Source organism: Nocardiopsis algeriensis, from assembly GCF_014203695.1.
GTDB lineage: Bacteria > Actinomycetota > Actinomycetes > Streptosporangiales > Streptosporangiaceae > Nocardiopsis > Nocardiopsis algeriensis.
In genome coordinates this window covers 229,242-249,236 of sequence record NZ_JACHJO010000001.1, presented here as the reverse complement: position 1 = coordinate 249,236, position 19,995 = coordinate 229,242, and the positions used below count along the sequence as shown (strand labels likewise).

The following is a 19,995-nucleotide window of genomic DNA, read 5'->3' as shown; positions in this document are numbered from 1 at the left end:
GATGGTCGACGCCGCGCTGGGCTACGCGGCCCTGGGATGGCCCGTGGTCCGCGGCGCCGCGCCGGGGGAGGACCGCGCGTGCTCCTGCGACCGCATGGGATGCCCCGATCCGGCCGCGCACCCGATGACGGTGGCCTGGGGGGTGGAGGCCGCCACCGACGCCGACACCATCCGGCGCTGGTGGACCGACAACCCTGACGCCAACGTCGTCCTGCCGACCGGCCGGGTCTTCGACGTGTTCGACGTCCCGCGCGAGGCCGGTGTGATGGCACTGGCCCGGATGGGCCGCGCCGGGCTGCCGGCGGGACCGGTGGCGGCACTGGGCTCGCGGTACCTCTTCTTCGTCGCGACGCGCTCGCCGGTCGACGAGGACGAGTGGTGGTCGTGCCACCTGGACTGCGTGCCCGAGTCCGTCGAGGAGATGCCGGGCCTGCGCTGGCACTGCCGCGACAGCTTCGTCCTGGGCGCCCCCTCCCTGCTGCCCTCCGGCGACCGGGTCACGTGGATCCGCACCCCCCGCGACGGCGACGGATCGGTGGTCCTGCCCGACCCGATCGCGGTGCTCGGGATCCTCGCCGACGCCAGCGAGGAGTTCGGGCAGGGCTCCTGACGGCCCCTCCCCGGCACGCGGGCCTCAACGGAACGCAATCTCTTTTTCACGCGGTGTTTACAACTCGGTGTCGCGTGGCTACGCTCATGGGAGCGCTCCCGAAAAAGTGGGATGCGTCACTCGGAACAAGGCCTCCTGTCCGCGAACCCACCCGCACCGACCCCCCGCTCATTTTCGGAAGCGTATCCCGACGGCTGCTTGGGAGCGCTCCCGAAAAACGGTACGACACCGTCCGCCGGAGAATGCCATGCCCCGCGCACCACCACATCCGCAGAGAGAACCGGATTTTCGCAACAGTCGGAACGGCACGTCCCGACCGACACTTCTCACCCCCCTCCTTATTGGGTCCCCACACCATGAGGAAGCAGAAGATGAGCAGAATCCCCAGTGCGGCCCGGACCGGTCCGGCGCGCGCACGACGCGGCACAGCCGCTCTCTCCGCCATGGTGGTCGGTACCGCCCTGGCTTTCGTCCCCACCGCTCCGGCCAGTGCGGCCGCAGGCTGCTCGGTCGACTTCGACGTCAACGACTGGGGCTCCGGCTACACGGCCAGTGTCACCATCACCAACCACGGTGACGCGGTGAACGGCTGGGACCTGGAGTGGACCTACTCGGGCAATCAGCGGATCACCAACCTGTGGAACGGCACCTACAGCCAGTCGGGGCAGGACGTCACGGTCGGCGACGCCGGATACAACGCCTCCATCGCCTCCGGCGGCAGCGTGGAGTTCGGCTTCAACGCCTCCTACTCCGGCTCGAACACGAACCCGACCGAGTTCACCCTCAACGGCGTGTCCTGTGACGGCTCCGTGGAGGAGCCCGGGGATCCGGACGAGCCCGGTGAGCCCGGTGAGCCCGAGGAGCCCGGCGAGCCCGGGGAACCGGGTGAGCCCGGCAGCCGCGTGGACAACCCCTACGTGGGCGCCGACGTCTACGTGAACCCGATCTGGTCGGCCAACGCCGCGGCCGAGCCCGGCGGCGCCGCCGTCGCCGACGAGCCCACCGGCGTGTGGCTGGACCGCATCAGCGCCATCGAGGGCAACGACAGCCCCACCACCGGCAACATGGGCCTGCGCGACCACCTCGACGAGGCGCTCGAGCAGGCGGACGGCGACCCGCTGGTGTTCCAGGTGGTCATCTACAACCTGCCCGGCCGAGACTGCTCTGCCCTGGCCTCCAACGGCGAGCTGGGCCCGGACGAGATCGACCGCTACAAGAACGAGTACATCGACCCGATCGCCGACATCCTCGCCGACTACGAGGACACCGAGCTGCGGATCGTCACGACCGTCGAGATCGACTCCCTGCCGAACCTGGTCACCAACGTCACACCGAGGGACACGGCCACCCCGCAGTGCGACGAGATGCTGGCCAACGGCAACTACGTCGAGGGCGTGGGCTACGCGCTGGCGCAGCTGGGCGCGATCGACAACGTCTACAACTACGTGGACGCCGGCCACCACGGCTGGATCGGCTGGGAGGACAACTTCACCGCCTCCGCCCAGATCTTCTACCAGGCCGCCAACGCCGCCGGTGCCACCCCCGACGACGTGCACGGCTTCATCGCCAACACGGCGAACTACTCGGCCCTCAAGGAGGAGAACTTCTCCATCGGCCAGACCATCGCCGGTGTTCCGGTCCGGCAGTCCTCCTGGGTCGACTGGAACAACTACATCGACGAGCTGAGCTTCGCTCAGGCCCTGCGTGAGGAACTGGTCTCCCAGGGCTTCGACAGCAGCATCGGCATGCTCATCGACACCTCCCGCAACGGCTGGGGCGGCCCCGACCGTCCCGACGGCCCCGGCCCCACCGCCAGTGTGGACGCCTACGTGGACGGCGGCCGCTACGACCGGCGCATCCACCCCGGCAACTGGTGCAACCAGGCCGGCGCCGGCCTCGGCGAGCGCCCGCAGGCCGAGCCCGAGCCGGGCATCGACGCCTACGTCTGGATGAAGCCCCCGGGTGAGTCCGACGGTTCGAGCGAGCTCATCGACAACGACGAGGGCAAGGGCTTCGACCGCATGTGCGACCCGACCTACGGCGGCAACGTGCGCAACGGCAACAGCCCCTCGGGCGCCCTGCCCGACGCCCCCGTCTCGGGCCACTGGTTCTCCGAGCAGTTCCAGGAGCTCCTGGCCAACGCCTACCCGCCCGTCAACTGACGCGCTGAGGCACCCCTGGTGAGGCCCCCGGCGGGGCCCCACCGGGCCGGGCGGGCGACCCCGCCCGCCCGGCCCCTCCACACCACCCGAACCCGTTCCCCCCGGTCCCGCCAGCGCGGGTGGCGTGGCGCCGCCGTGCCCGGAACCGGCGGACGGGTGAGACGTCCAGGAGGACGAACGTGCACACCCTCCGCTCGGGCGAGCGCAGACGATGGCGCAAGCCCCCTCCCCTCGTCGCGGCCGCGATACTGGCGGCCGCCCTGCTCCCGGCGGCACCCGCACAGGCGGCCCCCGCCTGCGAGGTCGACTACCGGATCACCAACGACTGGGGCAGCGGCTTCACCGCCGACGTCACGGTCACCAACAACGGCTCACCGGTCTCCCCGTGGAGCCTCGGCTGGGAGTTCCCCGGCAACCAGCAGATCACCAACTCCTGGAACGGCACGCACAGCCAGAGCGGCAGCTCGGTCACGGTCACCGCACCGGCGTGGTCACCCGGCCTGGGCACCGGCCAGAGCGCGACCTTCGGGTTCCAGGGCACCGGCTCGGGAGCCGCTCCCACGGCGTTCAGCCTCAACGGCACGGCCTGCGGCGAGGACGCCGAGCCCGAGCCCGAGGAGTCGGAGCTGGTCGTCTCGCCCACCTCGGTCTCCCTCGACCCGGGCGGCTCGGCCACCTTCGACGTGGCCCTGTCCGCCGAGCCCGAGGACACCGTCGACGTCACCGTCGAGCGGTCCTCCGGCAGCGACACCCTCTCGGTCACCAGCGGTGCCGCACTGTCCTTCGACAGTGGCAACTGGGGCGAGTCCCAGGAGGTCACCGTCAGCTCCTCCGGCGACGGCAGCGGTGACCCGGCACGGGCCGAGTTCACCGTCTCCGCCGAGGGCCACGACCCCGTGACCGTCTCCGTGCGCGAGCGGTCCGGCGCCGGCAGCGCCTACGAGGAGGAGTTCCTCGACCAGTACGAGAAGATCAAGGACCCCGCCAGCGGCTACTTCCGCGAGTTCGACGGACTCCTGGTGCCCTACCACTCGGTGGAGACCCTGATCGTGGAGGCGCCCGACCACGGGCACGCCACCACCTCCGAGGCCTACAGCTACTACCTGTGGCTGGAGGCGACCTACGGGCGCATCACCGGCGACTGGGAGCCCTTCAACCAGGCCTGGGCGTCGATGGAGACCTTCATCATCCCGGGCACCGCCGACCAGCCCACCAACGCCTCCTACGACCCCTCGTCCCCGGCGACCTACATCCCCGAGTCCATCGACCCCAGCGACTACCCGATGGCGCTGGACCAGGGGGTCGAGGTCGGACGGGACCCGCTGGCGGCCGAGCTGGCCAGTACCTACGGGACCGACGAGGTCTACGGCATGCACTGGCTGCTGGACGTGGACAACACCTACGGGTACGGGTTCTGCGGCGACGGCACCGACGACGCCCCCGCCTACGTCAACACCTTCCAGCGGGGCTCCAACGAGTCGGTGTGGGAAACCGTGCCGCACCCCTCGTGCGAGACGTTCGCCCACGGCGGTGAGAACGGGTACCTCGACCTGTTCACCGACGACGAGAACTACTCCGAGCAGTGGCGCTACACCAACGCGCCCGACGCCGACGCGCGCGCCGTCCAGGTCGCCTACCTGGCGCACGAGTGGGCCTCGGAGCAGGGCAACGAGGGCGCCATCGCCGACAGCGTCGCCGACGCCTCCCGCATGGGCGACTACCTGCGCTACGCGATGTTCGACAAGTACTTCAAGGAGATCGGCGACTGCGTCGGCGCGACTTCCTGCTCCCCCGGAACGGGCAAGGACTCCGCGCACTACCTGATGTCCTGGTACTACAGCTGGGGCGGCGCCCTGGAGAGCGCCGAGTACCCGTGGGCCTGGCGGATCGGCGGATCCTCCGCCCACCAGGGCTACCAGAACGTCATGGCGGCCTACGCCATGTCGGAGAGCGCGGCCCTGGAGCCCGAGTCGCCGACCGGGGCCCAGGACTGGGCCACCAGCCTCGACCGCCAGCTGGAGTTCCTCCAGTGGCTGCAGTCCGCCGACGGCGGTATCGCCGGCGGTGCCACCAACAGCTGGGAGGGCACCTACTCCGCGCCGCCCGCGGGCACCTCCACGTTCTACGGCATGTTCTACGACGAGAAGCCGGTGTGGCACGACCCGCCGTCGAACCGCTGGTTCGGCTTCCAGGTGTGGGACATCGAGCGCGTGGCCGAGTACTACCGCATCACCGGTGACGAGCGCGCCGGGGAGATCCTCGACAAGTGGGTCCCCTGGGCGATGGAGAACTCCTCCGTCGGTCCGGACGGCGAGTTCGCGATCCCCGCCGACATGGAGTGGACCGGACAGCCCGACGACTGGACCGGGACCTCCACGGGCAACCCGGGCCTGCGGGTCGAGGTCCTCAACCACAACCAGGACGTGGGCATCGCGGCCGGCCTGGCCAAGACGCTCATGCACTACGCGGCCGCCACCGGCGACACGGAGTCGCGCGAGTTCGCCGAGGGCCTCCTGGACGCCCTGCTGCACCACGAGGACGACCTCGGTGTGGCGGTTCCCGAGGTCCGCGCCGACTACCAGCGGTTCGACGCCCCCTACGACTCGCCCGACGGCGGTCTGTACGTCCCCGACGGCTGGACCGGCCAGATGCCGAACGGCGACGTGATCGACTCCGACTCCACGTTCCTGTCGATCCGGTCCTTCTACGAGGACGACCCCGACTGGCCGAAGGTCGAGGCCTACCTCGACGGCGGTCAGGCCCCCGAGTTCACCTACCACCGGTTCTGGGCCCAGGTCGACGTGGCCACCGCCCTGGCCACGCACGGCGAGCTCTTCGGCTGATCCGCCGACACAGACGGGGGCCGGGCCTGCGGGCCCGCAGGTCCGGCCCCTTCCACCCGCAACGGCAAGACAAGAAAGGAAAGGAGTGGTCATGGCAGCAGGAAGAAGAACCGTGGCCGCGCGTGTGGCGGCGTTCCTCGCCGTCGCGTCCCTGGCCCTCGTCACGGGGGCGGCCGGGGCCGCACAGGCGGAAGAGACCCCGCTGCGCGACCTGGCCGACCGGCACGGGCTGCGCATGGGCGTGGCCGTGTCGTCCCATCTGCTGGACAACGCCCGGTACGCGGACATCGCCGCGACCCAGTACAACTCCGTCACCCACGAGAACTCGCTCAAGTGGGAGTCGGTCCAGCCCCAGCGCGGCCAGTTCAACTGGTCGGGCGCCGACCGTCTGGTCGACTTCGCGCAGGCCAACGGGCAGGACGTCTACGGGCACACGCTCGTGTGGCACAGCCAGCTGCCCTCGTGGGTGTCGAACGGGGGCTTCAGCGGACCCGAGCTGGAGCAGGTGATGGAGGAGCACATCTCCACCACTGTCGGGCGGTACCGGGGCGACATCGACTACTGGGACGTGGTCAACGAGGCGTTCAACGAGGACGGGAGCTTCCGGGACTCGGTGTTCCACCGGACCCTCGGTGAGGGCTACATCGCCACGGCCCTGGAGATGGCGCACGAGGCCGATCCGAACGCCCGCCTGTTCATCAACGACTACAACGTCGAGGGGATCAACGCCAAGAGCGACGGCCTGTACCGCCTGGCGTCCTCGCTGCTCGCCCAGGGCGTGCCGCTGCACGGGGTCGGCCTCCAGTCGCACCTCATCGTGGGCCAGGTCCCCAGCAGCATGCAGGCCAACATCCAGCGCTTCGCGGACCTCGGGCTGGAGGTCGTCATCACCGAGGTCGACATCCGCACGTCGACCCCCGCGAGCCAGCAGGCGCTCCAGCAGCAGGCGAACGACTACAGGACGGTCTTCGAGGCCTGTCTGGCGGTCGACGGCTGCGGCGGCGTGACCGTGTGGGGCGTCGCCGACCCCCACTCGTGGATCCCCGACACCTTCCCGGGGCAGGGCGCGGCTCTGCCCTACGACGACAACTACCAGCCCAAGCCGGCCTACTGGGCGATGCACGAGGCCCTCGGCGGCGGACAGACCGACCCCGGCCCCGACCCCGATCCGGACCCGGACCCCGAGCCCGGGGACGGCTCCTGTGACGTCGACTACACCGTCGTCAACCAGTGGGGCCAGGGCGCGGTCGTCGACGTCACCGTCCGCAACACCGGCGACGCGGCGGTGAACGGCTGGCGCCTGACCTGGACCCAGCCCTCGGGCGAGCGGATCACGAACGCCTGGAACGCGACGGTGAGCCAGAGCGGCAGCTCGGTGACCGCCGAGGGCGTCTCCTGGAACGGGACCCTCGCCCCGGGTGCGAGCACCTCGTTCGGCTTCCAGCTCACCCACACGGGACAGGCCGGAACGCCGAGCGGCTTCAGCCTCAACGGGGCCGCCTGCGGCTGACAGACCCCCGGGGCGTCCGACTCCCCACCGCGGGCGTCCCGGGCTCCACCCATGCTCCCGGGGGCCGGGCCTCCTCCTCCCGGTCCCCGGGACCCAACCCCCCACCGGAGAGATCCATGTTGCAACGACTGGCCATAGCGCTGGGATCCGTCCTGGCACTGGTCGCCTCCCTCCTGGCCCTCAGCCTGCCCGCCCACGCCGACACGGGGTTCCGCGTCGAGAACGGGCGCCTGGTGGACGCCGCCGGGAACGACTTCGTCATCCGCGGCGTCAGCCACGCCCACACCTGGTTCGCCCACGAGACCGGCGCCTTCGCCGACATCAAGAGCCACGGCGCCAACACCGTCCGCGTCGTCCTGAGCAGCGGTGACCGCTGGACGGAGAACAGCGTCTCCGACGTGGAGAACGTCGTCTCCCTCTGCAAGGCCAACCGGCTCATCTGCATGCTGGAGGTCCACGACACCACCGGCTACGGCGAGCAGGCCGGCGCGGCCACCCTCGACCAGGCGGTCGACTACTGGCTGCGGATCCAGGACGCGGTCAAGGGCGAGGAGGACCACATCCTCGTCAACATCGGCAACGAGCCCTACGGCAACGACGCCGCCGCCAACCAGGGCTGGGCCGCCGACACCGGTGCGGCGATCAACCGGCTGCGCGACGCCGGCTTCGACCACACCCTGGTCGTGGACGCCCCCAACTGGGGCCAGGACTGGCAGGGCATCATGCGCGACAACGCCTCGTCGGTCTTCGACTCCGACCCCGACCGCAACACGGTCTTCTCCATCCACATGTACGGCGTCTACCAGCAGGAGTCCACGGTCGTCTCCTACCTGGAGCACTTCACGGACGCCGGCCTGCCGCTGATCGTCGGCGAGTTCGGCCACGACCACAGCGACGGCAACCCCGACGAGGACGCCATCATGTCCCACACCGAGCGCCTGGGACTGGGCTACATCGGCTGGTCGTGGAGCGGCAACGGCGGCGGTGTCGAGTACCTCGACATGGTCGAGGGCTTCGACGGCGACAGCCTCACCCCGTGGGGCGAGCGGATCTTCTACGGTCCGAACGGCATCGCGCAGACCGCGCAGGAGGCGCCGGTCTACGGCGGTCCCGGCGGGGACCCCGGGGAGGAGCCCTCCGAAGAGCCTTCCGAGGAGCCCTCCGAGGAGCCGACCGACCCGCCGGCCGACGGCGGCTGCACCGCCGAGTTCCGGGTGGTCAACGAGTGGTCCGGCGGTTTCCAGGGCGAGGTCACCGTCACCGCCGACGCCCCGATCACCGGCTGGACCGTCACGTGGACCCAGCCCGCGGGCCAGAGCGTGACCCAGGCGTGGAACGCCGACGTGTCCACCTCCGGCAGCACCGTCACCGCCTCCAACGTCTCCTACAACGGCACCCTCGCGGCGGGGCAGTCCACCGCGTTCGGGTTCACCGGTACGCACAGCGGCGGGGCTTCGGCGCCCGACGCCACGTGCGCCGCCGCCTCCTGACCGGAGCGGCGGCGGCCCGGCCGGGCAGGCGCCCGGCCGGGCGTCACCCACCTGAAAGGAAGAACACATGAGGTCACGTATCCGCAACCTCCTCTCCACAGGGGTGGCCCTCGGCGCGCTCGCCGTCGGCTACTCGGTGGTGGTCGCCCCTCCGGCGGCCGAGGCGCACGGCGCCTTCACCTACCCCGCCTCCCGCACCTACGCGTGCTTCCAGGACGCCACCGGCGGCAGCTCCGGCGGTGCCCTGGCGCCCACCAACCCGGCGTGCGCCGACGCGCTGGCCGAGGGCGGTGACTACCCGTTCTGGAACTGGTTCGGCAACCTGATCAGCAACTCGAACGGGCAGCACCGCGCGTTCGTCGCCGACGGGGAGCTGTGCGGCCCGACCGAGCCCTTCAGCGCGTTCAACGCGGCCCGCACGGACTGGCCCTCCACCGCGCTCCGGGCGAACACGACGGTGGAGTTCCGCCACAACGCCTGGGCGCCGCACCCCGGCACGTTCTACACCTACGTCACCAAGTCGGGCTGGAACCCCAACCAGCCGCTGACCTGGGACGACCTGGAGCTGATCGACGAGGCCGTCGACCCGCCGCTGCGCAGCGGCGGGGACGCGGGGGCCGAGTACTACTGGGACGTCGACCTGCCCAACCGCGACGGCCGGCACATCATCTACTCGGTCTGGGAGCGCTCCGACAGCCCCGAGGCGTTCTACAACTGCTCCGACGTGGTCTTCAACGGCGGAACCGGTGACCCGGGCCCCGACCCGGAGCCGGACCCGGAGCCGGACCCGGAGCCGGACCCGGACCCGGACCCCGAGCCGGACCCCGGGCCCGACCCGGAGCCCGCGGAGGAGTACTGCACCGCCGAGTACCGGGTGGTCAACGAGTGGTCCGGCGGCTTCCAGGCCGAGGTCGAGGTCACGGCCGGTGACGACGGCACCGACGGCTGGATGGTCGACTGGGTCTACGCCAACGGCCAGCAGATCAGCAGCCTGTGGAACGGTTCGGTGGTCAACCACGGAGCCCACTTCGAGGTGACCAACGCGGCCCACAACGGCGTGCTCGACGCGGGGGAGTCCGCCACCTTCGGGTTCACCGCGACCGCGACGGGCACCAACATCGACCCCCGGGTGGAATGCGGGCCCGGGGCGTAGCGACCGCTGAGGCCGGACAGGGCCCGGCAGCGGTGTGACAGCAGGGGGAGGGCCCCGGCACGGGCGGAGGTCGACGGGACCGCCGCCCGAGGGCCGGGGACCTCCGCGGCCCGCACCGTCCGCAGGGCACGCCCCGGCCCACCAGGAGAAAGGATCCTCCCCGGGCGGCGACGCGCGCCCGGGGAGGATCCTTTTCGGCATCTCTTCCGGGAGGATCCGGAAGGGCGGGGAGAGGAACGTCCCCGGTTCCCGGTCGGCCCCGTGCCCCGTGTCCGGTCAGATCCTCTCGGCGTTCACCACGATGCCGTCCTCGTCGCTGTAGAGCCATTCTCCCGGGTGAAAGGTGACGTCGCCGAAGGTCACCGGCACGTCCAGGCGGCCCGCGGCGTCCTTGGCGGACTTGCGCGGGTTGGACCCCAGCGCCTTGACACCCAGGTCGAGCCCGCCGATCGCGACGGTGTCGCGCACGGCGCCGTGGATCACCACGCCGGCCCACCCGTTGGCCACCGCGGCCTCGGCGATCATGTCGCCCATCAGGGCGGAGCGCAGCGAGCCTCCGCCGTCCACGACCAGCACCGCGCCCTCGCCGGGGGTGTTGAGGACCTGCTTGACCAGACCGTTGTCCTCGTGGCACTTGACCGTGCGGATCGGGCCGGAGAACACCGCTCGGCCCCCGTAGCGACGGAACTGGGTGGAGCAGCTGCGCAGGGTGTCGCCGTGGTCGTCGATCAGGTCCGCTGTGGTGAAGTTCTCGGCCATGACAGCTCCGGTCTCGTGGTGAAGCGGATGGGCACCGCCCAAGTTACTTGTTGGTAGCTCCTCCGGTGGCGGAGCACCCGCCGTTTCCGGCACCGCCGGGATCGGCGCAGGCAGCAGGACTGCGAGGCGGGTCATGGTCCTGAAACCGGACACAGCTGACACACTGGTGAGGTGGGTACTCAACAGACTTCAGAAGAGCTCTTCCAGCGCGCCGCCGCCGTCATCCCCGGCGGGGTGAACTCGCCCGTGCGCGCCTTCGGCGCGGTCGGAGGCACCCCGCCCTTCTTCGTCGGCGGGCAGGGGCCCTACCTCACCGACTCCGACGGGCGCCGGTACGTCGACCTCGTCTGCTCGTGGGGTCCGCTGATCCTCGGCCACGCGGAGCCCTCCGTCGTCGCGGCACTCCGCGCCGCGGTCGACGCCGGAACCTCCTACGGTGCGCCGACGCCGGGCGAGGTCGAGCTCGCCGAGCTCATCACCGAGCGCGCGCCCGTCGAGAAGATCCGCCTGGTCAACTCGGGCACCGAGGCCACCATGTCCGCGATCCGCCTGGCCCGCGGCTTCACCGGGCGCAGCAAGGTCGTCAAGTTCGCGGGCAACTACCACGGACACGTCGACGCGCTCCTGGCCGCCGCCGGCTCGGGCCTGGCCACCTTCGCCCTGCCCGACTCCCCGGGCGTCACCGGTGCCAGCGCCGCCGACACCCTGGTCCTGCCCTACAACGACACCGAGGCCGTCGAGCGGGCCTTCGCCGAGCACGGCGACGACATCGCCTGCGTCATCGCCGAGGCCTGCCCCGCCAACATGGGCGTCGTTCCGCCCGGGGAGGGCTTCAACGCGCGCCTCAAGGAGATCGCGCACGCCCACGGCGCGCTGCTCGTCCTCGACGAGGTCCTCACGGGCTTCCGCGTCAGCGCCTCGGGGTGGTTCGGCCTGGAGGGCGTCACCCCCGACCTCATGACCTTCGGCAAGGTCATGGGCGGCGGCCTGCCCGCGGCGGCCTTCGGCGGCCGCGCCGAGATCATGGACCGCCTGGCCCCGAACGGCCCGGTCTACCAGGCGGGGACCCTGTCGGGGAACCCGCTCGCCACCGCGGCCGGCCTGGCCACCCTGCGGGGGGCGACCCCCGAGGTCTACGCCCACCTCGACCGGGTCTCCGCGCAGGTCCGCGGCGAGGTCGCCGCGGCGCTCACCGAGGCCGGGGTGACCCACCGGATCCAGACCGGCGGCAACCTGTTCACGGTGTTCTTCACCGACCGGGAGGCGGTCGACTTCGACACCGCCCGCACCACCGACACCAAGGTCTACGCGGCCTTCTTCCACGCCATGCTCGAACAGGGCGTCTACCTGCCCCCGGCCGCCTTCGAGGCGTGGTTCTTCTCCGCGGCGCACGACGACACCGCCGTCGAGCAGATCGTCTCCGCCCTGCCCCGGGCCGCCCGGGCGGCGGCAGAGGCCCAGAGCTGACCAGCGTTCGGCCCGGGCCGTCCACCGGTCCGGGCAGACCAGTAAGAGAAAGACGCACACGATGACCACGACCACCGTCGTGCACCTGCTTCGGCACGGCGAGGTACACAACCCGTCGAAGGTCCTCTACGGCAGGCTCCCGGACTTCCACCTGAGCGAGCGCGGCCGGCAGATGGCCGAGGCGGCGGCCGAGTGGTTCGAGGGCCACGACATCGCCGCGCTGTACTCCTCGCCGCTGGACCGCACACAGGAGACGGCGGTCCCGCTCCAGAAGGCGCTGGACCTGCCCGTCGTCCTCGACGAGCGCCTCATCGAGGCCGACAACAAGTTCCAGGGCAAGACCCTGTCGAGGCGCTCGATCCGCGACCCCGAGGTCCTCCGGCGCGTGTACAACCCCTTCCAGCCGTCCTGGGGCGAGCCCTACCGGCAGATCGTCGCCCGCATGGTCGACATCATCAAGGTCGCCCGCCGTGCGGCCTGGGGAAGGGAGGCGGTGTGCGTCAGCCACCAGCTCCCCATCTGGATGGTGCGGCGCGCGGCCGAGGGCAAGCGCCTCTGGCACCGCCCCGACATGCGGGAGTGCAACCTGGCCAGCGTCACGTCGCTGACCTTCGTCGGCGAACGCCTGGCCGGTGTCAGCTACGCCGAGCCGGCCGCCTCCCTGTACGTCGGCGGCTCCTCGGTCCCCGGGGCATGACGCGCAGCGCACACCCGGGGCGGTAAGCTGGAGCTTCGGGTGCGGTAGGTGCACGGCTCCGCCGAGCACCGGCCCACCGGGGCCCGCCCCGGCAGCCGAGGTGGTCCCGTGCCCCGCGCACGCGCCCGCCCGGACGGCCCGGCAGTCGCATCCGTACCCCTTGCCGCACCGCCAGGGTGGTCCGGCATGTCTTTACCCGTTGTCAGCGAGAGGGTGGTCCCATGGGCTCCGTCATCAAGAAGCGCCGTAAGCGCATGGCGAAGAAGAAGCACCGCAAGATGCTCAAGCGCACGCGTATCGCGCGCCGCAACAAGAAGTAGCGGCGGCCTCGGCGATCTTCGCCTCTCCGCGGGGGCGGGCGGGCCGTAGGGCGTGTTCGACGGATTCTCCTCGGCCTTTCGGCCGCCAGGCTGCTTCCCGCGGCGCCGGAGGCGCTCGCGGGCTCCCGGTCCGGTCCCCGGCCCTCGCGGGGCCGCCCGGCCGGAGAACGCCGGGTATCCGCCGAGCACGCCCCACGGCACGCCCTTGACGTGAGAGCGATCCCCGGCCGCGTGACGGAATTCTGCGGCCGAGGCATTGTTGTCACCAGGGACGCGGACGCTCGTCCATCCCGAGAGTGGGCGGCCCGCGATCCCAGCCCCCGTCTCCTCTCGAGGAACGTATCGCCATGGCTCAAGTCGTACTCGTCACCGGGGTCTCCAGCCCCATGGCCGCCCGGGTCGCCCGGGCCCTGCGCACGGCACCCGGCGTCAGCCGGGTGGTCGGAGCGGATTCCGCGCCGCCGCCCGTGTCCGCGGGTGTCGACCACGTCCACGTCGACCTGCACGACGGCAGCCTGGACAGGATCGTCGCCGACTCCGGCGCCGACATCGTCGTCCACCTCGGCCTGGACAACGCGCACAGCGTCAACCGGGAGGAGAACCTCCTCGGCACCATGCGCGTGCTCGCCGCGGCCCAGCGCTCCACCACCGTCCGGCGCCTGCTGGTGCGCTCCAGCGCCACCCTCGACGCCGACGACGCGGCCGAGGTCGAGCGGCACACCCGCGGCCTCCAGCGCCGCCGTCCGGACCTTTCCGTGGCCGTCCTGCGGTTCGCCAACCTCATCGGTCCCACCGTGGACACCCCCCTCACCCGCTACCTCGACTCGCGTGTCGTGCCCACGGTCCTGGGCAGCGACCCCCGCGTGCGCTTCCTGCACGAGGACGACGGGGTCGAGGCGCTCGTGCGCATGGCGCTGAGCGGCGAGACGGGCTTCTTCGACGTCGCGGGCAAGGACGACGTCCCGCTCTCCCAGTGCCTCCGCCGCGTCGGCGGCCGGCGCCTGCCGATCCCGGCCACCGGCCTGCGGGTCCTGCGCGGAGTGGCCCGCCGGGGCAGCATCGACTACGCCTCCGCCAGCGCCGCCCGCGCGGTCCGGACGGGACTGGAGGCGACCCTGGATAGCTCCGACCTGGAGAACGCCCTCGGCTGGACCCCGGCCCACAGTTCCGTCGAGGCCTTCGAGTCCTACGCGGGCAGCCGCGAGCACCGCGGCCGCGGTGGTGGTGGCGGCGGCCTGCGCCCGGTCCACGTCCTGGCCCTGGCGAGGACGACCCTGCGCCGCTGATTGTGCTGGCTTGGGGCCTCCGCTGTGCTTGCTTTGGGGCCTCCGCTTCGCTTCGGCCCCGGTTCGGGCGCCTTTGGGGCGCGGTTCTTCGTCGCTGCGCTCACATCCTCGTTCCTCGGATGTTCGCTCCACTCCTGCAGAACCCCGCCGGCGCCCTCACGGCACACCCCCTGGGGCGCGGGTGGGCTTGCGGGGAACCGGTGCTTTGGCCCGCTTGTCACCCGCCACTGCCCTCGACGGACGGCCTACGGCCGTGGCTTCCTTGCTCGGGCGCCTTCAGGGCGGGGTTCTTCGTCGCTGCGCTCACATCCTCGTTCCTCGGATGTTCGCTCCGCTCCTGCGGAACCCCGCCGGCGCCCTCACGGCACACCCCCTGGGGTTGGGGTGGGCTTGCGGGTGGCCGGTGCTTCGGCCTGCTCAATGCCCGCCGGCGCCCTCGACGGACGGCCTTCGGCCGTAGTCCCCTCGTTCGGGCGCCTTTGGGGCGGGGTTCAGGCGGCTCTGCGCTGTCGGAGGGCGCGCAGGGCGACCGCTCCGGCGGCCACACCGACGGCGGCGGGGATGGCCGCCTTGAGCGTGCCGCGGTGGCGGCGGAAGTCGTACACCGGCCAGCCGCGGCTGCGGGCGTAGCGGCGCAGCGCGCTGTCGGGGTTGACCGCGTGCGGGCGGCCCACCAGGGACAGCAGCGGGAGGTCGTTGGAGGAGTCGCTGTAGGCCGAGCACTGGGACAGGTCCCAGCCCTCCTTGCCGGCCAGGGAGCGCACCGCCACGGCCTTGGCCGGCCCGTGCAGCAGGTCGCCGTTGAGGCGGCCCGTGTACACGCCGTCGATGTTCTCGGCCTCGGTGCCCAGCGCACCGGTGAGCCCCAGCCTGCGCCGGATGATCTGAGCGAGCTCCACCGGGGTGGCGGTGACCAGCCACACCGGCTGCCCGGCGTCCAGGTGGCGCTGGACGAGCCGGCGGGCGCCCTCCCAGATGCGGTCGGCCATGGTCTCGTCGTAGATCTCCTCGCAGAGGGAGACCAGATCGGCCACGCCGTGTCCGGCGACGAAGGCCAGAGCGGCCTCGCGGGCCGCGTTGATGTGCTCGGGCTGCTCACTGCCGGTCACGCGGAACACGGTCTGCCCCCATGCGAAGCGCATCAGGTCGCGTGTGGTGAACAGGTCGCGTGAGGCCAGGCCGCGGGCGAAGTGGTAGATCGACGCACCCCGCATCAGGGTGTTGTCCACGTCGAAGAAGGCGGCCCCAGCCGGAGACGGGGGGACGGCGTGGTGTGACACGGTTCTCTCCTGGCTCGAGTGGGGATCCGGTGCTCTCCGCTCCCCGAGTAGTGCGAGCCTACGGCCCCTCGCGTGCGGTACGCGGGCCCTGGCCGAGGGCGATAAATCACGTGATGAAGGTCACAGTAAGGAGTGCTGTTTTGCCCTTCGTTCTGCGGGATCTTCCTCCGAAGGGTCTTCCCATACCGGGACGGAGTGCACACCCACCCGCTTACGTGCATCATCATGGTCGGGATGGTGACGGTAGCACTGGCATTCATAAGCGCGTTGGTCGGTTGGAGCGCGACCGCCGCGCTCGCTGCGTATGCCCAACGCCGCCCGGGGATCCCCACGGTCGGGTGGCTCGTCGGGGCACTGGGCATCACCGCCGGCCTCAGCGTCGGCGTGGTCGGCGCGATGTTCGAGTTCGGTGAGCTCACTTTCCGCCTGTTCCACATCGGCATCAGCCTCATCGGCCCGCTCTACATCGCCTGGGGCGCCCTGGAGTACGGGGTCCGCTCCCCGAGGGGCCGGTTCACCTCGCGGCTCTTCCTCAGCGCCTTCACCATCGTCCCCCTGGTCGTGCTGAGCGTCGACCGCCTCAGCGGCCAGTTCGCCAAGGCCTTCCCGGCCCTGGGCGACCACTACGACCTCGTCCCGCGCTCACTCGTCAACGTGGTGCAGGTCGTCGTCGCGATCTTCCTCGTCTCCGCGCTCGTCGCGGTGCTGCGCAAGCCGCGGGGCACCCGCAGGGTCCAGCTGGGCGTGATCGGACTCCTCGCCCTGGCCGCCGTGCTCTCCGTCGCGGTCGGCCGCCTCGGCCTCGGCGCCGTCGGCCCGCTGCTCATGCTCGGCGCGGTCGCCGCGCTGTGGGGCGCCGCCGCCATGGCCGTGCGCCCCCGCCGGGACGAGCTCGACGAGGACGAGTACGACGACTACGACGACTACGACGAGGACTTCGAAGAAGACGACCTCCCGGAGGAGCCCGTGCGCCGCAAGCGCCGCAACGCCGACCCCTACGACGAGGCCTACGACGGCCCGCCCGTGCGCCGCGCGCCGGCCGCCAAGCTGCGCGGCGTCATCACCATCTACACGCTCGGGGAGGGGCAGGAGGCCGGCTTCGACCGCATCGCGGACGAGGTCGTGGAGGAGGTCGCCCGGCGCGAGCCGGACACGCTGCTGTTCGCCTGCCACACGGTCCCCAGGGCGCCGCTGCAGCGCATCGTCTACGCGATCTACCGGGACGACCTGGCCAAGGAGGAGCACGAGCAGCAGCCGCACGTCATCGAGTTCGTGCGCCGCAGCTCGGCCCACGTCGCGGCGACGAACGTGATCGAGCTCTCCCTCTCGGGTGCGGCGGCCAGCGACGGCCTCGCCGCGCTGCTCATGCCCCACTGACGGGACCCCGGCGGAGGGGTCCCACCTGGGGAGGAGCGCTCGGCGGGACCTTTTTGCCCTGGTCCCAAAACCGCATAACGGTTCTCGGCGTCCAAGTACCGGTGAAGTACCCTTCCCTACAGGTTCTCCATGATCGGCGCCCGCCCCGCGCCGGTGGCGTGTGACCGAAGACCGGCCGGACATCCGGCCGAGAGGCGCGTCGGAGCGAAAGAAAGTGTGCCGGGATCCCAGATGCGTAAGTTCCTTGTCGTCCTCCTCATCCTCCTGGCGGTCCTCGTCGTAGCCGCGGACATGGGAGGACGCAGCCTCGCACAGAGCATGATCGCGCAGCAGATCTCGCAGCGGATGGAGATGTCCGAGGAGCCCGAGGTGTCCATCGAGGGGTGGGCCTTCCTGCCCCAGGCCCTCGGCGGCACCTACGAGGAGCTCAACATCCGCGCCACCTCCGCCACCCTCGGCGAGGTCACCGCCGAGCAGATCGAGATCACCGCCTCCGACGTCGAGGCGCCCCTGGCCGACCTGCTCTCCGCCCCGAACGTCGTCGCCGGGACCCTGGAGGGCACCGCCGTCCTTCCCTACTCGTTCGTCAACCCCTACCTGCCCGAGGGCGTCACCGTCTCCACCGAGAACGGCAGCCCCCGCATCTCGGGCACGGTGGCCCTGGCCGACTTCGGCATCAGCGTCCCCGTCGAGGCCGCACCCGAGATCACGGTCGAGGAGGGGACGATCCTGGTCACGCCGACCGACGTCCAGGTGGGCGACGCCCCGGTCGACGTCAGCGGCATGGTCGCGGACATGATCACCTTCAGCTTCCCGATGCCGGAGCTGCCCTACGGCCTCGCCCTCACCGGTGCCGAGTCCGTCCCCGGCGGCCTGCGGATCACCGGTACCGCCACCGACGTCCCCCTGATGGGCTCCGAGGCGGCCTGACACACGCCGCGCGGACGGAAGGGAGAAGCCACATGGGAGCCGGAACCGGCGAGGCCCTCACCACGGCCGACCTCGGCGCCGAACCGGGGGAGCGGGCCACCCTCGTGCAGTTCTCCACCGCCTTCTGCCAGCCCTGCCGGGCCACCCGGCGCATCCTCGACGAGGTCGCCGACATGGTCGAGGGGGTCGCCCACGTCGAGGTCGACGCGGAGTCCCGGCTCGACCTCGTACGCCGCCTGGGGATCACGGGCACCCCCACCGTGCTCGTCCTCGACGCCTCCGGCCGGATCGTGCGCCGGGCCTCGGGCATGCCCCGCAAGGCCGACGTGATCGCCGCGGTCGGCGCCGCCGTCCTCTGAACGAGGGCCGGTGGGGAGCTTCGGCGGGCCCCTCACCGGCCACGACGGAAGCCCTGTGATCCAGGCCACTGGTGACAAAATCACCGGTCTCGAGTAGCTTCGTAGTCGTGACTTCCTTGACGAGCGCTTATCTGACGAAGCGACGGGCAGTGGACCTCTGCCGCGTCGCCACCGCGCTCTGTCTGTGCCCCTAGGGCGCACGGGCTCCCTCCAGGTGAGACCCGCGCCCCCTCGCGCGACCGACATCCGACTCGTGCACGCAGCTGGGGACGACACGTCATGCAGGTCCACCTTCGGGAACAGCATCCCACCGCGGCCCTGACCGCTTCCGTACCGGTCGCGGCCCTCTCCGCCGACCTCCGGCGCTCGGAGCTCCGGGCTCCGGCGGACCTTCTCCCCGTGCTCCGGCCCCTCGCTGCCGTACGCGACCTCTCCGCAGCTCCTCCCGGCACCGTGCTCCGACCGACCGCCGGGTGCGTGCTCCCCCGCTGCCGTACGCCGGCACCGGCGAAGACAGCCTGACGACCCCCTTGCCCCGGGCGGCCCTCCACTCCGGGGCATCCATCACGTACGCCACACCGCACAAGAAACAGCAGGAGGTTCCCCATGAGCCGCTCCGACGCCCTCGTGGACGCCGATTGGGTTGAGGCTCACCTCGACGACGACAACGTCGTCCTGGTCGAGGTCGACGAGGACACGTCCGCCTACGACGGGGGGCACATCCGCGGCGCCGTCAGGATCGACTGGGCGACCGAGCTCCAGGACCCGGTCCGCCGCGACTTCGTCGACAAGGCCGGCTTCGAGAAGCTGCTCTCCGACAAGGGCATCGCCAACGACGACCTCGTCGTCCTCTACGGCGGCAACAACAACTGGTTCGCGGCCTACGCCTACTGGTACTTCAAGCTGTACGGCCACGAGAACGTCCGCCTGATGGACGGCGGCCGCAAGAAGTGGGAGCTCGACTCCCGCGAGCTCGTCAAGGACGTCCCCGAGCGCCCCGCCACCCAGTACAAGGCCAAGGACCAGGACCTCTCCATCCGCGCCTTCCGCGACGAGGTCGTCGACTCCATCGGCAAGAAGGTCCTGGTCGACGTCCGCTCGGCCGACGAGTTCACCGGAAAGCTGGCCACGCCCGCGCACCTGCCGCAGGAGGCCGCCCAGCGCCCCGGCCACATCCCCACCGCGCGCAACATCCCGTGGGCCAAGACCGCCAACGAGGACGGCACCTTCAAGAGCGACGAGGAGCTCCGCGCGCTCTACACGGAGGCCGGCGTCGACCTCGACCAGGAGATCATCGCCTACTGCCGCATCGGCGAGCGCTCCTCGCACAGCTGGTTCGCCCTGCACGAGGTCCTCGGCCTGGAGAACGTCAAGAACTACGACGGCTCCTGGACCGAGTACGGCTCCCTGGTGGGCGTGCCGATCGAGCTCGGGGAGGCCAAGTGAGCTGCGCGGCCCCGATCGGCGGTGTCGCCCTCGAGGGCGTCGACGCCGGAAACCAGGCAGTCATCCAGGGCACCGTGACCCGCGACGGGCAGCCGCTGCGCGGTGCCTACGCCCGGCTGGTCAACGCCTCCGACGACTTCGTCGGCGAGGTGGCCACCGGGGACGAGGGCACCTTCCGGTTCTTCGCCGCCGACGGCGACTGGAAGGTGCGCGTCCTGGCCTCCCAGGGCTTCACCGGCGAGTACCCGGTGACGGCCCAGGTCGGCAAGGTCATCGACATCCAGGTACAGGCCTGAGGGCCTGACG

Annotated in this window: 18 protein-coding genes; 16 read left to right on the top strand and 2 right to left on the bottom strand. The window is 71.2% G+C overall.

Going from position 1 to position 19,995, the window contains the following annotated elements:
• Position 1: 1 nt before the first annotated feature.
• The 6 genes from FHS13_RS01155 (at position 2) to FHS13_RS01130 (ending at position 9,768) form a co-directional block, all read left to right on the top strand.
• Entirely contained in the window at positions 2 to 610 is a 609-nt protein-coding gene (locus FHS13_RS01155) for a bifunctional DNA primase/polymerase (RefSeq protein WP_184286651.1), read from the top strand.
• Between the two features lie 371 nt (positions 611 to 981).
• Positions 982 to 2,772 carry a glycoside hydrolase family 6 protein gene (locus FHS13_RS01150; RefSeq protein WP_184285971.1) on the top strand — a complete coding sequence of 597 codons (1,791 nt, stop codon included), beginning with the start codon at positions 982 to 984 and terminating at the stop codon, positions 2,770 to 2,772.
• Between the two features lie 179 nt (positions 2,773 to 2,951).
• Positions 2,952 to 5,615: a glycoside hydrolase family 48 protein gene (locus tag FHS13_RS01145; protein WP_184285968.1), complete on the top strand. Its 2,664-nt coding sequence runs from the start codon at positions 2,952 to 2,954 to the stop codon at positions 5,613 to 5,615.
• A 91-nt stretch (positions 5,616 to 5,706) separates the two neighbouring features.
• Positions 5,707 to 7,125: an endo-1,4-beta-xylanase gene (locus tag FHS13_RS01140; protein ID WP_184285964.1), complete on the top strand. Its 1,419-nt coding sequence runs from the start codon at positions 5,707 to 5,709 to the stop codon at positions 7,123 to 7,125.
• A 116-nt stretch (positions 7,126 to 7,241) separates the two neighbouring features.
• Entirely contained in the window at positions 7,242 to 8,615 is a 1,374-nt protein-coding gene (locus FHS13_RS01135) for a cellulase family glycosylhydrolase (protein WP_184285961.1), read from the top strand.
• Between the two features lie 67 nt (positions 8,616 to 8,682).
• Positions 8,683 to 9,768 (top strand): lytic polysaccharide monooxygenase, encoded by a 1,086-nt coding sequence (locus FHS13_RS01130; RefSeq protein ID WP_184285958.1) that lies wholly within the window; start codon positions 8,683 to 8,685, stop codon positions 9,766 to 9,768.
• Positions 9,769 to 10,044: 276 nt separating this feature from the next.
• Here the strand turns inward: FHS13_RS01130 and rraA are convergent, their stop codons facing one another.
• Positions 10,045 to 10,527: a ribonuclease E activity regulator RraA gene (gene rraA / locus FHS13_RS01125; protein ID WP_184285955.1), complete on the bottom strand. Its 483-nt coding sequence runs from the start codon at positions 10,525 to 10,527 to the stop codon at positions 10,045 to 10,047.
• 171 nt (positions 10,528 to 10,698) lie between these two features.
• On the opposite strand from rraA, the gene hemL reads away from it, so the two are divergent.
• From hemL to FHS13_RS01105, 4 genes are all read left to right on the top strand, one after another.
• A complete protein-coding gene (hemL, locus tag FHS13_RS01120; protein ID WP_184285952.1) occupies positions 10,699 to 11,994 on the top strand; it encodes a glutamate-1-semialdehyde 2,1-aminomutase in 1,296 nt (431 codons plus the stop codon).
• A 61-nt stretch (positions 11,995 to 12,055) separates the two neighbouring features.
• A complete protein-coding gene (locus FHS13_RS01115) occupies positions 12,056 to 12,691 on the top strand; it encodes a histidine phosphatase family protein (protein WP_184285949.1) in 636 nt (211 codons plus the stop codon).
• Between the two features lie 221 nt (positions 12,692 to 12,912).
• Positions 12,913 to 13,011, top strand: coding sequence for a 30S ribosomal protein bS22 (locus FHS13_RS01110; RefSeq protein WP_184285946.1), 99 nt, complete (start codon positions 12,913 to 12,915; stop codon positions 13,009 to 13,011).
• Positions 13,012 to 13,358: 347 nt separating this feature from the next.
• Positions 13,359 to 14,297, top strand: a complete 939-nt coding sequence (locus FHS13_RS01105; RefSeq protein ID WP_184285943.1) for an NAD-dependent epimerase/dehydratase family protein — start codon at positions 13,359 to 13,361, stop codon at positions 14,295 to 14,297.
• A gap of 491 nt (positions 14,298 to 14,788) precedes the next feature.
• Here FHS13_RS01105 and FHS13_RS01100 read toward each other — a convergent pair whose 3' ends face one another.
• Positions 14,789 to 15,577: an HAD-IB family hydrolase gene (locus FHS13_RS01100; protein WP_184285940.1), complete on the bottom strand. Its 789-nt coding sequence runs from the start codon at positions 15,575 to 15,577 to the stop codon at positions 14,789 to 14,791.
• Between the two features lie 267 nt (positions 15,578 to 15,844).
• On the opposite strand from FHS13_RS01100, the gene FHS13_RS01095 reads away from it, so the two are divergent.
• From FHS13_RS01095 to FHS13_RS01075, 6 genes are all read left to right on the top strand, one after another.
• A complete protein-coding gene (locus tag FHS13_RS01095; protein ID WP_246404273.1) occupies positions 15,845 to 16,954 on the top strand; it encodes a putative quinol monooxygenase in 1,110 nt (369 codons plus the stop codon).
• Between the two features lie 231 nt (positions 16,955 to 17,185).
• The gene (locus tag FHS13_RS01090) at positions 17,186 to 17,884 is read left to right on the top strand and encodes an LmeA family phospholipid-binding protein (RefSeq protein WP_184285934.1); all 699 of its coding nucleotides are present in this window, start codon (positions 17,186 to 17,188) and stop codon (positions 17,882 to 17,884) included.
• A 32-nt stretch (positions 17,885 to 17,916) separates the two neighbouring features.
• The gene (locus FHS13_RS01085) at positions 17,917 to 18,243 is read left to right on the top strand and encodes a TlpA family protein disulfide reductase (protein ID WP_184285931.1); all 327 of its coding nucleotides are present in this window, start codon (positions 17,917 to 17,919) and stop codon (positions 18,241 to 18,243) included.
• Between the two features lie 71 nt (positions 18,244 to 18,314).
• Positions 18,315 to 18,437 carry a putative leader peptide gene (locus FHS13_RS21915; protein WP_425491103.1) on the top strand — a complete coding sequence of 41 codons (123 nt, stop codon included), beginning with the start codon at positions 18,315 to 18,317 and terminating at the stop codon, positions 18,435 to 18,437.
• A 412-nt stretch (positions 18,438 to 18,849) separates the two neighbouring features.
• Positions 18,850 to 19,689 carry a sulfurtransferase gene (locus FHS13_RS01080; protein ID WP_184285929.1) on the top strand — a complete coding sequence of 280 codons (840 nt, stop codon included), beginning with the start codon at positions 18,850 to 18,852 and terminating at the stop codon, positions 19,687 to 19,689.
• Positions 19,686 to 19,985: a DUF1416 domain-containing protein gene (locus tag FHS13_RS01075; protein ID WP_184285925.1), complete on the top strand. Its 300-nt coding sequence runs from the start codon at positions 19,686 to 19,688 to the stop codon at positions 19,983 to 19,985. Before FHS13_RS01080 ends, FHS13_RS01075 begins: the two co-directional genes overlap by 4 nt.
• Positions 19,986 to 19,995 lie beyond the last annotated feature (10 nt).

Bases quoted from the DNA above. Each gene is read 5' to 3' on its own strand.
- FHS13_RS01140 (WP_184285964.1), top strand. From the start codon at position 5,707: ATGGCAGCAGGAAGAAGAACCGTGGCCGCGCGTGTGGCGGCGTTCCTC.
- FHS13_RS01115 (WP_184285949.1), top strand. From the start codon at position 12,056: ATGACCACGACCACCGTCGTGCACCTGCTTCGGCACGGCGAGGTACAC.
- FHS13_RS01135 (WP_184285961.1), top strand. From the start codon at position 7,242: ATGTTGCAACGACTGGCCATAGCGCTGGGATCCGTCCTGGCACTGGTC.
- FHS13_RS01090 (WP_184285934.1), top strand. From the start codon at position 17,186: ATGCGTAAGTTCCTTGTCGTCCTCCTCATCCTCCTGGCGGTCCTCGTC.
- FHS13_RS01085 (WP_184285931.1), top strand. From the start codon at position 17,917: ATGGGAGCCGGAACCGGCGAGGCCCTCACCACGGCCGACCTCGGCGCC.
- FHS13_RS01105 (WP_184285943.1), top strand. From the start codon at position 13,359: ATGGCTCAAGTCGTACTCGTCACCGGGGTCTCCAGCCCCATGGCCGCC.
- FHS13_RS01150 (WP_184285971.1), top strand. From the start codon at position 982: ATGAGCAGAATCCCCAGTGCGGCCCGGACCGGTCCGGCGCGCGCACGA.
- FHS13_RS01110 (WP_184285946.1), top strand. From the start codon at position 12,913: ATGGGCTCCGTCATCAAGAAGCGCCGTAAGCGCATGGCGAAGAAGAAG.
- rraA (WP_184285955.1), bottom strand. From the start codon at position 10,527: ATGGCCGAGAACTTCACCACAGCGGACCTGATCGACGACCACGGCGAC.
- FHS13_RS01155 (WP_184286651.1), top strand. From the start codon at position 2: ATGGTCGACGCCGCGCTGGGCTACGCGGCCCTGGGATGGCCCGTGGTC.
- FHS13_RS01080 (WP_184285929.1), top strand. From the start codon at position 18,850: ATGAGCCGCTCCGACGCCCTCGTGGACGCCGATTGGGTTGAGGCTCAC.
- FHS13_RS01130 (WP_184285958.1), top strand. From the start codon at position 8,683: ATGAGGTCACGTATCCGCAACCTCCTCTCCACAGGGGTGGCCCTCGGC.